Source organism: Arenibacter sp. ARW7G5Y1, from assembly GCF_003201775.1.
Classification (GTDB): domain Bacteria; phylum Bacteroidota; class Bacteroidia; order Flavobacteriales; family Flavobacteriaceae; genus Arenibacter.
Map to the genome: position 1 here is coordinate 502,887 of NZ_QJJZ01000001.1, position 12,999 is coordinate 515,885.

Here is a 12,999-nt window from a genome sequence, read left to right on the forward strand (position 1 = left end):
ATTTTTTTATCTTTAAGTTTTATAATCTTCCTATTCTATGAAACAATTCATCTTTTTGTTATTGTCCATAGGGCAATTCCTTATGGGAAACGAAATTCCCCAAGGCCCGTTTATTAGAATAAATCAGTTGGGGTATTTATTGGATGAACACAAAAAGGCAATTGTTTTTTCAAATACCAGGGTAAACGAAGTGTTCCAGTTGATAGATGATAAGAACAAGGTGGTGGCTACATTAAGGCCAATTAAATCCAAACAGAAGGGTTGGGGGACTTTTAAGAATTATTATGAACTGGATTTTTCACATGTAACCGTCAAGGGGACTTACTTTATAAAGGCAAAAAAATCCAATTCTCGATCAAAACTTTTTAAGATAGGGAATGATGTTTATAAGCAAAAATCTGAGGTATTGTTAGGGTTTATGCGTCAACAACGTTGCGGCTATAATCCTTATTTTGATATGGTATGCCATCAAAGGGACGGGCGTTCGGCCTATGGCCCTATGCCCGAAGGAACCTTTGTGGATGCTTCCGGAGGTTGGCATGATGCAGGAGATCAGCTTAAATATCTAATAACCGGAAGTTATGCCACGGCCCATATGTTGATGGCCTATGAATTATACCCCGATACTTTTGAAGACCGGGTAAACGCCTTAGGTCAACCACGGCCCAATGGTATTGCGGATGTTTTGGATGAGGCCAAGTGGGGTTTGGATTGGATTTTAAAATTGCACCCCGATACCGATCAATTGATACATCAAATTGCAGATGATCGCGATCATATTGGGTGGAAAATGCCTGATGAGGACAGCTCGGACTACGGCTGGGGCAAAAATAGTTATAGGGTGGCATATTTTGCGACTGGGGAACCACAAGGTCTTAACAAATATAAAAGTGAGGCCAGTGGTGTTTCTAATTTGGCAGGACGCTCAGCCGCGGCGCTGGCCTTGGCCTCAAGAATTTGGTTACGGGATGTAAAGGATTCCGTTTTTGCGCAAAACTGTTTGGAGGCTGCCAAATCCTTATATCGTTTGGGAAAGGAGAAGGAAGGTTTTCAACAGGGGAACTCCTATGGCGCCCCGTATAGATATTCAGAGAAGACCTGGGCGGACGATATGGAATGGGGAGCTGCAGAGCTTTACAAAAGTACGGGAAACAGTAGCTATTTGAAAGAGGCCAAGGAGTATGCCCTAAAGGCGAATACGATATCGTGGATGCCCAAGGATTCGGTGGGGCATTATGAATATTATCCATTTGTTAATTTGGGCCATTTTGCCCTACATGATCTGGTGGATGAAAATTTTCAAAATACGTTGGCTGCCTACTACAAAAGTGGTTTGGAGGATAATTTGAAGAGGGCTTCCAAAAATGCCTATAATATTGGGGTCCCATTTATCTGGTGCTCCAATAATTTGCTCAGCAGTTTAATTACCCAGGGGATTCTCTATGAAAAAATGACCGGGGATAAAAGTTACCATCAATTTTTGGTGGAACAAAGGGATTGGCTTTTTGGTAGAAATCCATGGGGAACTTCTATGTTTACCAAGATGCCGGAAACTGGGGAGTATCCTATGGATGTGCATACCAGTACATGGGCACTGACCGGAAAGGAACTTGCTGGAGGCTTGGTGGACGGTCCGGTCTATGCCTCGATTTTTAATTCCTTAAAGGGCTTACGTATGGATAATCCGGATGAATTTGAAGCCTTTCAAAATGAGTTTGTGGTGTACCATGATGATATTGGTGACTATTCTACCAATGAACCTACCATGGATGGTACTGCCGGCTCTATAATTATGATGGCCCATTGGGCGGACCAAAACAAAAATTAGTCTTAGGTTTTAGGGAAAAAGGTGGTTCAATCAAAAGCAGGTGATTGCCTTTTAGCTCTCAGGGGCCAATTCCACTTCCAGGCCTTCCAAATCTTCTGTAATATGGATCTGGCAACCCAAACGGCTGTTATTCTTTACGTTAAAAGCTTCGGCAAGCATGGCGTCCTCATCATCGGACATTTCGGGCAATTGGTGGTCAGACTCTATATAGCACTGGCAGGATGCGCACATGGCCATACCCCCACATATACCAATGGTTCCCTCTGGGGCAAGTTCGTAGGAACGTACTATTTCCATTAGATTCATATTCATGTCCGTGGGTGCGTCTACCTCGTGAACAACCCCATCCCTGTCCTTAATTTTTATTTTAACATCGCTCATGCCAGAAATATTCTTTTTTGCTAATAGCCAGCAAATTTAAGGGATTTACTTTAGGATTTGGTTGTTTTTTTTAATCAATGGCCTTTACTACTGCCTTAGGGGCTTCTTTTTTGCTGCCATCAAAACCGGATACACCGCCAACGGTGGTATATTTCATAACATATTTTTTGTCCGGGAAAATACGCTGATAGGCACTCTGGCACATTAGGGTTGCCTCGTGAAAGCCGCAAAGGATCAATTTTAGTTTTCCGGGATACGTATTTACGTCCCCAATGGCATATATACCTGGAATGTTGGTCTGATAATCGAAGGTGTCCACTTTTATGGCATTCTTTTCAATTTCCAATCCCCAATCGGCAATGGGCCCCAGTTTGGGCGACAGTCCGAACAAAGGGATAAAATGATCTATTTCTTTGGTGATTTCTTCATCTTCATCCCCCGATTTGTTGATTACCACGGCCTCTAATTTTCCGGATCCCTTAAGGCCTACCACTTCTGCAGGGGTAATAAGGTTTATTTTTCCAAGATTTTTTAAGGACTGTACCTTCTCTACAGAATCCAAAGCACCTCTAAACTCATTTCTTCTGTGTACCAAGGTTACTTCCGAAGCTACATCGGCCAAAAAGATACTCCAGTCCAGGGCAGAATCTCCGCCCCCGGCAATAAGCACCTTCTTGTTACGATATACTTCCGGGTCTTTTATAAAATAGGCAACCCCCTTGTCCTCATAATCCTTTATTTTATCTATCAGGGGTTTTCTGGGCTCAAAACTACCAAGACCTCCGGCAATTGCCACGATGGGGGCATTGTGCTTGGTACCCTTGTTGGTGGTAACCAAAAAAGTGCCATCTTCCAATTTTTCAATGGTATTGGCCCGTTCCCCCAAAGTAAATCCAGGTTGGAACGCTTTTATCTGTTCCATAAGGTTGTTTACCAGATCGCCTGCCAACACTTCTGGGAATCCTGGGATATCGTAAATAGGCTTCTTAGGGTAAATTTCGGAACACTGCCCACCAGCCTGTGGCAATGCGTCAATTAAATGACATTTAAGCTGTAATAGGCCTGCTTCAAAAACTGCAAAAAGACCGGTTGGGCCGGCACCTATAATCAGAATATCTGTTTTAATCATGGAAGAAAAACTTAAAATAGCTACAAAGCTAAAAAAGGAATTGGTATTGGATTATGATAAAAGTCAGCTTATTGCACCACATTAATGACCTCCTGTATTTGTGGGGCATATTTTTTTATGGTCATTTCCACACCGCTTTTTAGGGTCATTTGGTTAACCGAACAGCCAACACAGGCCCCTTCCAATTTTACCTTAACCGAGTTGTCGTTGTCTATGGAAATTAGGGAAATGTCCCCACCATCACTTTGCAAAAAAGGACGGATTTCCTCCAAGGCTTTTTCAACATTATTTTTAAGTTCAATCGATGTCATAATTACTTCTTTTTAACAGCCGAACAACCTGCCATTGTAGTTATTTTAATAGCCTCCGTTGGAGGTAAACTTTTGTTTCTATCCACCACTTCCCGAACTACATTTTTTGTAATTTCCTCAAAAGCGGTTTCAATTGAGGTTGCCGTTTGAAGTGCCGCCGGCCTTCCTACATCACCTGCCTCCCTAATACTTTGTACCAAGGGAATCTCCCCTAAAAAAGGAACGTTTAAGTCGTCGGACAAATGCTTGGCACCTTCTTTGCCAAAAATATAATATTTGTTGTTGGGTAATTCCTCTGGTGTAAAATACGCCATATTTTCTACGATTCCCAATACCGGTACATTTATGGAATCTTGTTGGAACATGGCCACTCCCTTTCGAGCATCGGCCAAGGCCACTTCCTGCGGGGTACTTACGACCACTGCCCCTGTTATTGGTAAGGATTGCATAATGCTTAAATGTATATCCCCTGTCCCTGGAGGAAGATCCAGCAACATAAAATCCAATTCCCCCCAATGGGCATCAAAAATCATTTGATTGAGTGCCTTGGCGGCCATAGGGCCTCTCCAGATTACTGCCTGATTCGGTTGGGTGAAAAAACCAATGGACAAGAGTTTTACGCCATAATTTTCTATCGGCTTCATTTTGGATTTCCCTTCAATATTTACGGCCAAAGGTTTTTCTTGGGCAACATCGAACATGATGGGCATGGATGGACCATAAATGTCCGCATCCAATAGGCCCACCTTAAATCCCATTTTAGCTAGGGTTACTGCCAAATTTGCGGTGACCGTGGATTTTCCTACCCCTCCTTTTCCTGAAGCAACAGCAATAATATTTTTGATCCCTGGGACGGGTTTCCCCTTTATTTCATTAACCTTAGGCTTGGCAGCGGGGGCATCCACCTTTACATTGACGGTAATTTTGGCCTTGTTGTACACCTTCTCATGTATCACCTTGAGAATTTCAACTTCGGTTTTCTTTCGCGCCTGTAAGCTCGGGTTGGAAATGGTAATATCTACAACTACCTCATCCCCAAAAACCATAATATTTTTAACGGCACCACTTTCCACCATATTTTGTCCTTCTCCGGGGACAGTGATGTTCTCAAGGGCCTTAAGTATGTCTTTCTTGTCTAATTTCATCCTAAACCATTCTTATTCAGTCATTATTAAAACTGATTCTAAATTACAAAGATAGGGCTTAGGAGCGAGATTAGGAAGGAAGGGAATTGAAAAGTAAAATAAGGCAATAAGTATATTCTATATAATGGGATTAAGGCAAAAATACGGGCAATTTCAATCAGGAAAATTGTTTTAGTTCCTGCCAGGGATCCCAGAAATGGACTTCGAAATTCACGATTTGGTTATCCACCACTTTTATCCCCTCATTTTCCAATAACTGCTGCATTAGATTGGTGCCTTCAAAATGATGTTTCCCGGTCAATAACCCTTTTCTGTTAACAACCCTATGGGCTGGGATATCCCCAATTTTGTGGGCGCCGTTCATGGCCCATCCCACCATCCTAGCGCTTCTTGCAGTTCCTAAATATTTGGCAATGGCACCATAGGAAGTAACCCGCCCAAATGGTATTTGCCTGGCCACTGTGTACACTTTTTCAAAAAAGTTCTCATTTTCAGGTTTCATCAGGTATAAAATATTCGAATTAGCGTAATCACTAAAAGTAACAACATTAGGGCACTTAAGATGTAATTGGAATTTTTTGAAAACCGATTGTTCTTGGTTTCCAATTTTGTAAAATAGACCGTGTACAAATAGAGTACCGTAAAGGTACCGCATCCCGCAGCAAGAATAAAGGTAGCTATATCCCGGAATTGAAATTGTATCCATCCCGAGGCGTTCCACATGGCATTCAGTCCACTGTAGTACGGAATGGTCAAAAGGTTTACCGCTGCCAGCAATATTCCTTTAAAGAAGCTATTTTTCTTACTTACCTTGACTATTTTGGGCCTTTGTAGTTTTTTTTTCTTGGCTTTGACAAAGAAGTAAACGGCAAAAAAAGCGAAGACAATAAGGGCTATTTTTAAAAGCAGGTCTATGATCTCCGGGTTTTTGAATAGAAATTTGGAAATCAGCACAGAAATATAGGCCTGAATAATGATCATAGTAGAAACTCCCAGACTAAAAATAATACCATTGGTCTTACCTTTCTCCACACTGATCTTGGCGGCGTTCATATTTAATAGGCCTGGGGGGACTGTGGCCATGAAGGCAGCTGAAAAAGTGGCAAAAAAAAGGGTAAGTAAATGCTCCATGGTTTACCTTATTCTAAATTTGATATAGGTGATCGGTTTTCCTTTTTCAAGATACTGTTTTTCATAGAAAGTTTGTATTTCCAACACTTCTTTGGGGCTCCCTTCATTTTTGTAGATGTCGTGATTGGCATAGAGCACTTCATAACCTTTGCCATGTAATAGGCCTAGGGTATAGCCGTGCATAAATTCACTATCGGTCTTGAGATTCATTACACCATCTTCCTTTAGAATTAATTTATACTTATCCAAGAAAACTTCGTTGGTAAGTCGGTGCTTGGTACGTTTATATTTTATTTGGGGGTCTGGAAAGGTAATCCAGATTTCAGAAACTTCTTCAGGAGCAAAAAGCCCGTCGATCAATTCTATTTGGGTTCTTAAAAAGGCGGCGTTGGATACATTCTCTTCAATGGCAGTTTTGGCACCACGCCAAAAGCGGGCTCCCTTGATATCTATTCCAATGAAGTTTTTGTTTTTATTTTGTCTGGCCATTCCAATGGTATACTCGCCTTTGCCACAGCCCAATTCCAAAACCAAAGGATTGTCATTGCCGAAAAATTCATTCCATTTTCCCTTTAAAGAAAACGAACCTTTGGTAATTTCTTCCCTAGAGGGTTGAATTACATTCTTGAAAGTTTCATTCTCTTTGAATCGCTTCAGCTTATTCTTACTTCCCACGGTAGTTTTAAAATTTAAATTTTGGCAAAGCTAATGAAATCTAAATTTGTTTCTTAGGAACGGACCGTTCGTTGTTCAATGTTATCGGAATTAAAAGGGAGACTTAAAATGTGTTGGCAGTACCCACATATTTAGTACGGATTCACCTGCTATTTTTTATTATGAGCCTGAAAAGGATTAATTTAGAGCTATAATCAAATTGTAAATGCAAAAATTAGGTCTTCTTTTCTTATTGTTATTGCAACTTGGCTGTAGTGGCCAGGCAATGGAGAAATTCAATGGCGTGAGTTTTGTAGCCTCTAGAGATATGGTAGCCCAAGAACACGTGGATGCCGTTAGGAATGTAAATGCCAAATGTGCGGCAGTTATGCCCTTTGGCTTTATCAGGGATGCGGATTCCCCAGAAATAATTTTCGATACCTCAAGGCAATGGTTCGGGGAAACAAGGACCGGAGCCAGACAATACATAGACATCTTACATCAGAATGGTTTAAAAGTAATGTTGAAACCCCAGATTTGGATTTCCAGAGGAGCATTTACGGGTAATTTAAAAATGGATTCGGAAGAAAATTGGCAACTTCTGGAGGAGTCTTATGAGAAATTCATAATGGCATATGTTTCCCTGGCCCAGGAAACAAATGCCGATGCGTTTTGTATTGGGACGGAGTTGGAGCAATTTGTAAGTCACAGACCTGGGTATTGGACCCAACTGATCAAAAAAATAAGGAGTGTTTATAAAGGAAAACTTACCTATGCGGCCAATTGGGACGAATATGGCAGAACCCCTTTTTGGGAGGACCTGGATTTTATCGGGATAGATGCCTACTTCCCGTTGAGTGATGAAAAAACCCCAACAGTGGAACAATTAAGAAAGGGGTGGCAACCGCACAAAGAGAAAATAAGATCTTTGTCCGTGGCAAAGAACAAACCCATTATCTTCACTGAATACGGTTATAGGAGCAATAATTATACCGCCAAAAAACCTTGGTTGGTAGACCATAGTCAGGACGATGTAAACCTTGAGGCCCAAACCAACGCAACCAAGGCTATTTTTGAAGAATTTTGGAAAGAAGATTGGTTTGCAGGCGGATTTGTTTGGAAATGGTTCATTGATCATGAAAAGGCGGGAGGGGTAAATGACAATCGATTTACTCCTCAGAATAAACCGGCACAAGAGGTGATTAAGAGTTTTTACAAGATTCATTAAGCCCCATACCTATTTTAATAGGTCTTCATTTTGTTGTTGTGTTGCATTGTAGTGGCCTAAATTCCTGGTTTGCACAATACAAGTATTCCATCATTATGGATTGTTTTTGGAATATGGCAGTATTTTTGATGATATTTGTACAAAATATGTACCGTGTCTGCCAAAAGAACTTTTATTTTATCGTGGATGGTGGGGTTAATAGGACTCCCTTTAATTGCCCAAACGGCGGTTAAAACCGTAATTGCTGAAAAGGGGGATGGTATTTATTCCATTCTTAGGAAGCAAGGGATGAATCCGGTGAGGCACTACGGGCATTTTGTAGACCTTAATCAAGATAATTTAAGGGATAGTATTCATTTGTACGAAGGAAGGGAGTATATTATACCCCCTGTGCCCGTAGATACAGTGCCCATAGAGGAAACCGTTGCAAAAAAGGCTACTGAAATCAAGGCCGTTTCCAATATCCTCAACGATGATATTTTTGGTAAGGATTATGCCGCCACGGAAATAAAAAGTAATAAGTTACAGGGTGCCGTATATTATTTGATATCTGGTCATGGCGGGCCGGATCCCGGAGCTGTTGAAAAATATGATGGCAAAATTATTGCAGAGGACGAATATGCCTACGATATTACGCTTCGTTTGGCCAAGGAGCTTATATCCCATGGGGCCAAGACCTACATTATAGTGCGGGATTCCAATGATGGAATAAGGGATCAGCGGATCTTGGAAATAGATAGGGACGAGGTGGTATATCCTAACGAGGAAATTCCATTGAACCAATTAATGCGTTTAAAACAGCGTGTTGATGTGGTGAACAAACTCTATTTGGAAAATATGGGAAAATACCAGCGGCTAATAGTGACCCATGTAGATAGCCGAAGCAGGGGACAGAATATAGACGTGTTTTTCTATCATCATGAGAACAGTAAGAACGGTAAACGTTTGGCGGAAAGCATCCATGAAACTTTTTTAAAAAAATACAGACAATATCAGCCTAACAGGAATTATGAGGGAACCTTTGCCGATCGTAGTGGATTGTATTTGGTGAAGAATACCTTACCTGCCATGGCCTATATAGAGGTTGGGAATATTAAGAGCAAAAAGGACCAAAGGCGCATCCTGGATCCGGACAATAGACAAGCCCTGGCCAAATGGATATCGGAAGGGGTGTTGTTGGATTTTGACAATAAAAATTAAGAGGTAATATTTTTCTTGTAATATCGGTACAATTGTTCGGGACCAACCCCCAGTAAATTCTTGAGGTGGATTATCCCAAAGTGATACTGTAATTTTAAGGTGCCAATCTGTTCATATTTTCTGGCCGAAGTTACCACATGTTGTGGTAATACCTGGAATTTTGATATTTTGTATAGGCGGCTAATAAATTCCGTATCCTCGTAGATGATATACTCTTCATTAAAGCCACCCGACCTATGGAATAGGGTCTTGGAAATAAATAAGGACTGATCACCTCCCCTACATAGCCGGCTATTTATCCTGCTGAACCAGGCGAAGAACCGTAAAAAATTTTTAGAGGTATCGAACTTCATCCTAAAACAACCGGAAGACATATTGCGGTGTATTGCCTTTAGGATGTAAAGGTCAAAATTTTTGGGCGGGTAGGTGTCGGCATGTAGAAAGTAAAGTACATGGCCCGTGGCCAATTCCGCACCTTTGTTCATTTGTTTGGCACGCCCCCTCTCTGAGGTTATTGTCTTGGCACCCAAAGTTTTTGCCAATCTCGGGGTGCCGTCCGTACTGCCACCATCCACTACAATTATTTCCTTGATATTTCCAGGGCTACTATTCGCTTTTAAATACGCCAACAAATTACCAATTTGGGCGGCTTCATTTAAGGTTGGAATTATTATGCTAAGGTTTGTGGAATTACTCAATTTCATTTAATCCCCAATTGTAGTTCAAATAACTTATTTTGGTATTGGATGTCAATTTTTGGGCGGCATACTTGTTCAGATAATCTATCAAGGAACCATTTTTGGTAAAATCTTTTTTGTACCAGTTAAAAATTTGCGACAGGGAGGCTTTTTCTTTTGTTAGCACATTCCTTTGTGGATCATTGATAAAATCCTTGGCCGTCCGTTCCAGCAAAATTTCAAGGTTGTTGGCAGTAAAGGCTTTGTTCAATAATTTGGGGCAGGAATAAGAGGCACAATTAATGGCAAAATGAATTCGCGGTTCATCCATTTTGCGCAATATTTTGTGTTCCAGATCGCCCAAGGAAACTTTTTCACCTCCCATTTGCACAATATCCTTTCCCCATGGATTTTTGATGTCCTTAATACTTTTGGTAGGATAATTATCCAATATCAGCTTCACCGTAGCGGCATTGTAGAGGTTAATGTAATAAGCCAGCTTTTCTGGTTTGGGAGCCATATCCATTGGACGGTTCTTGGCTAAATGATCCAAGTAATTTTGCAGCTCCGAAATATCCTTGGCAAAGCTGTTGTAGTCAACATTCCCCCTATCGTCTACATACTTTTTGAGTAATCCATCCCATTTGGAATGATCTAGTTGTGGAACAATATCTACGGCAATATTTTCCACATACCTTGGGGTAGGCACAAAATTAACAACACTTTCCGTTAGAAACAGGATCAGTAATAATGTTGATTTAAGGTGCATGGTTTTTTATTTACCTCTAATTAGTGCGCTTAGCTGTATAAACCTTACAAGATGGGTATAATTAGCAGCAACCACCGCCATTATAATGCCAAGTACTGTTGCTTATATGGATTTCGGTGTTGCTTTTTTTGAGTGCGGCTGCGGTTTTGTCACATACCGCCAAGGGTTGGTTTTGCATTAGCACATGGCCGTTTTTATCATCAAAATATTCTTCATTCCCGTAATAAATGGCTGTTTTTCCTGTAAAAACACAGGGGCCATCTTGGGGCATGGGATCTTTTATCGCAGCTATTTCAATAGATTCAATAAAGATCAACTCATCCGTAGGATAGTGATTGGGAGAGAGAACGCGGTATGATTTTCGCGCCCTTATTTCAATGGTTCCGAAACCGGCATCCGTTAATACCTTTATATACTCTTTCAACGGGATACTTCCACTTAAGCACAGGGCCCTTAATCGGTCATCGTTGCGCAGGGTTTCGTTCATAGGCTGTTCACATATGGGATCGCTCATAACCAATCTGCCATGTGGTTTTAAAACGCGATACATCTCAGAAACAGCCTTCTTCAGGTCTTCTGTCTTAAAGATGTTAAATAGGCAGTTCTGTGCCGCAACATCTATACTTTTGTCCTCAATGGGTAGGTGGAGGGCATCCCCTTTCACAAGGTTTACAAACTCGCTCTTAAACCATGGGTTCTCCTGTTCGGCAATTTTGAAATTTTCTTTTGAGGCTTCCAACATTTCATCTACAACATCTACTCCGGTTACGCCGCCCGTTTGTCTGGAGAAATATGAAAACTGCAACAGCTCCATTCCGCCTCCAACGCCCACATATAGTACCTTTGGATTGTTTACCAAATCCTGGGCAGAAACCGTACTTCCACACCCGTAATTCATCTCTTGCATAATTTTTGGGACGGACAAGCCAGGGAATTGCCAAATAGGATTAGTGGTGCAGCACAATCCAACATCGGGGGTCAATGCGGCATTCTTATATAATTCATTGGTTGCTTCTAAATAACTCATGTGTATATGCTTAAAAGTTGGTCTTCGGGTTTGTAATTTCACTACCCACTACTTCAAAAATTATATTGCTTTGATTAATTCCCTAAATAATTTTATCATTTTTGGTTCTGTTTTCCCTGCAATAGCAATTATTTCGGAAATGTTGACAGGTTTAAGATTGTCCGGGTCGCACTCGTCCGTTAGCACCGATACTGCCACTACAGGTAATTTCAGGTGGTTGGCAACGATTACCTCTGGCACAGTGCTCATTCCTACGGCATCGGCACCGATAATTTTCAGCATTCGGTATTCCGCCTTCGTTTCCAGTTGAGGTCCTACAACGGAGGCGTAAACTCCCTTCTGTAGGTTTATATTTTCCTTTTCGGCTATTTTTTCCAAACTTTGGCGCATTGGAATGTCGTATGGTTCGCTCATATCCGTAAAACGATCCCCAAATTGGCTTACGTTTTTAAATGCTAGGGGAGACCCTCCTTGAAGGTTAATATGGTCCTCGATTAGCATGAGGTCCCCTTTTTTAAAATCGGGATTTATGGCTCCTGCAGCATTGGATATAAATAAGTTTTTTATCCCTAACATATGCATTACGCGAATAGGGTAGGTAACGTCCAAAAGATCGTATCCTTCGTAAAAGTGAAACCTTCCCTGCATCACTACAACTTTTTTGCCTTCCAAGGTTCCATAGATCAATTTGCCGGAATGGAATTCTACGGTAGCCAGAGGAAAATAGGGTATATGGTTGTAATGCGCTTCTATGGGATTTTCAATTTCATCTGCCAGTTTGCCCAAACCTGTACCGAGTACAATGCCAATTTCAGGGGCTTCAAATCCTTTGCCCAATAGATAATCAGTAGATTCCTTAAGTAGTTTACCCGTCATATAATTTCAATTTTTTAAAAAGGTTTGGAAGATCTCAATGTCCTTGATATCCTCAAAATAGTCTATATCATTTTTAGGCGCCAAAAGGCTGTAGTTTTCATTGTGCAAATCCTGCAAGGTGGCCTTCAATACTGTGTCGGTGCCCCATGTTTTATCTTTAAATAGTGAGGGGTTCAAGACTTTCATCCCCAACAGGTAATAGCCGCCATCAATGGCCGGACCTATTACATACCCATGATGGTCCAAGATTTGAAAAGCTTCCAACAAATCGTTTTCGCTTAGATCGTACATATCACTGCCGATAATAACAATTTTTTCATGGCCTGCATTAAATCCATCTTTAAAGGCATTGGACATACGCTCGCCCAAGTCCTTACCGGATTGTACTTTTTTTTCATAAATGGAGGTATCCCAAATATCATTTTCCCAAATGTTATCGGAATAGTACACCCACTTGGCCATATTTAAGCCCTTGGTCATATTCTTGGTATGGTCAAGTAAAAATTTATAAATGTTAAGGGCAGTTTCGTCGCCCACCGTTGCCGCCAATCTGGTTTTGCACCGGCCAAGTTCAGGATTACGTGTAAATATGATAAGTAAGGGTTTGGGGTGGTTCATTTTGGCTTTTAAATATCTTTCTAAT

At 41.1% G+C, this 12,999-nt stretch carries 15 protein-coding genes; 3 read left to right on the top strand and 12 right to left on the bottom strand.

Annotation, left to right across the window (positions count from 1 at the left end; translation table 11 throughout):
- The first annotated feature begins 37 nt into the window (after positions 1 to 37).
- Positions 38 to 1,828, top strand: coding sequence for a glycoside hydrolase family 9 protein (locus C7972_RS02080; protein WP_110354535.1), 1,791 nt, complete (start codon positions 38 to 40; stop codon positions 1,826 to 1,828).
- Between the two features lie 51 nt (positions 1,829 to 1,879).
- On the opposite strand, the gene C7972_RS02085 is transcribed toward C7972_RS02080, so the two are convergent.
- From C7972_RS02085 to trmB, 7 genes are all read right to left on the bottom strand, one after another.
- Entirely contained in the window at positions 1,880 to 2,209 is a 330-nt protein-coding gene (locus tag C7972_RS02085; protein WP_110354536.1) for a 2Fe-2S iron-sulfur cluster-binding protein, read from the bottom strand.
- A gap of 70 nt (positions 2,210 to 2,279) precedes the next feature.
- Entirely contained in the window at positions 2,280 to 3,338 is a 1,059-nt protein-coding gene (locus tag C7972_RS02090; RefSeq protein ID WP_110354537.1) for an NAD(P)/FAD-dependent oxidoreductase, read from the bottom strand.
- A gap of 68 nt (positions 3,339 to 3,406) precedes the next feature.
- A complete protein-coding gene (locus C7972_RS02095; protein WP_072860500.1) occupies positions 3,407 to 3,649 on the bottom strand; it encodes a NifU family protein in 243 nt (80 codons plus the stop codon).
- 2 nt (positions 3,650 to 3,651) lie between these two features.
- A complete protein-coding gene (locus C7972_RS02100; RefSeq protein WP_110354538.1) occupies positions 3,652 to 4,794 on the bottom strand; it encodes an Mrp/NBP35 family ATP-binding protein in 1,143 nt (380 codons plus the stop codon).
- A gap of 157 nt (positions 4,795 to 4,951) precedes the next feature.
- On the bottom strand, positions 4,952 to 5,296 hold the full coding sequence (locus tag C7972_RS02105; protein ID WP_110354539.1) for an MGMT family protein: 345 nt from the start codon (positions 5,294 to 5,296) through the stop codon (positions 4,952 to 4,954).
- Positions 5,296 to 5,925, bottom strand: coding sequence for a LysE family transporter (locus C7972_RS02110; RefSeq protein WP_110354540.1), 630 nt, complete (start codon positions 5,923 to 5,925; stop codon positions 5,296 to 5,298). The genes C7972_RS02105 and C7972_RS02110 overlap by 1 nt, the downstream gene beginning before the upstream one ends.
- Before the next feature lie 3 nt (positions 5,926 to 5,928).
- Positions 5,929 to 6,600 carry a tRNA (guanosine(46)-N7)-methyltransferase TrmB gene (trmB, locus tag C7972_RS02115; RefSeq protein ID WP_110354541.1) on the bottom strand — a complete coding sequence of 224 codons (672 nt, stop codon included), beginning with the start codon at positions 6,598 to 6,600 and terminating at the stop codon, positions 5,929 to 5,931.
- A gap of 205 nt (positions 6,601 to 6,805) precedes the next feature.
- Between trmB and C7972_RS02120 the strand changes: the two genes are divergently transcribed.
- Both C7972_RS02120 and C7972_RS02125 read left to right on the top strand, forming a co-directional pair.
- A complete protein-coding gene (locus C7972_RS02120; RefSeq protein ID WP_110354542.1) occupies positions 6,806 to 7,807 on the top strand; it encodes a glycoside hydrolase TIM-barrel-like domain-containing protein in 1,002 nt (333 codons plus the stop codon).
- Positions 7,808 to 7,960: 153 nt separating this feature from the next.
- Positions 7,961 to 9,007: an N-acetylmuramoyl-L-alanine amidase gene (locus C7972_RS02125; protein ID WP_309148904.1), complete on the top strand. Its 1,047-nt coding sequence runs from the start codon at positions 7,961 to 7,963 to the stop codon at positions 9,005 to 9,007.
- Here C7972_RS02125 and C7972_RS02130 read toward each other — a convergent pair.
- The 5 genes from C7972_RS02130 to C7972_RS02150 all read right to left on the bottom strand — a co-directional run bounded on the left by C7972_RS02130 (position 9,004) and on the right by C7972_RS02150 (position 12,974).
- Positions 9,004 to 9,711, bottom strand: a complete 708-nt coding sequence (locus tag C7972_RS02130) for a TIGR04283 family arsenosugar biosynthesis glycosyltransferase (protein WP_110354544.1) — start codon at positions 9,709 to 9,711, stop codon at positions 9,004 to 9,006. The genes C7972_RS02125 and C7972_RS02130 overlap by 4 nt on opposite strands.
- Positions 9,698 to 10,453 carry a DUF547 domain-containing protein gene (locus C7972_RS02135; protein WP_110354545.1) on the bottom strand — a complete coding sequence of 252 codons (756 nt, stop codon included), beginning with the start codon at positions 10,451 to 10,453 and terminating at the stop codon, positions 9,698 to 9,700. Before C7972_RS02135 ends, C7972_RS02130 begins: the two co-directional genes overlap by 14 nt.
- A 61-nt stretch (positions 10,454 to 10,514) precedes the next feature.
- Positions 10,515 to 11,480, bottom strand: coding sequence for an arsenosugar biosynthesis arsenite methyltransferase ArsM (gene arsM, locus C7972_RS02140; protein WP_110354546.1), 966 nt, complete (start codon positions 11,478 to 11,480; stop codon positions 10,515 to 10,517).
- A 60-nt stretch (positions 11,481 to 11,540) separates the two neighbouring features.
- Complete coding sequence (locus tag C7972_RS02145) at positions 11,541 to 12,356, bottom strand: purine-nucleoside phosphorylase (RefSeq protein ID WP_110354547.1); 816 nt, start codon at positions 12,354 to 12,356, stop codon at positions 11,541 to 11,543.
- A 6-nt stretch (positions 12,357 to 12,362) separates the two neighbouring features.
- Entirely contained in the window at positions 12,363 to 12,974 is a 612-nt protein-coding gene (locus C7972_RS02150; protein WP_110354548.1) for a TIGR04282 family arsenosugar biosynthesis glycosyltransferase, read from the bottom strand.
- Between the last annotated feature and the right edge of the window lie 25 nt (positions 12,975 to 12,999).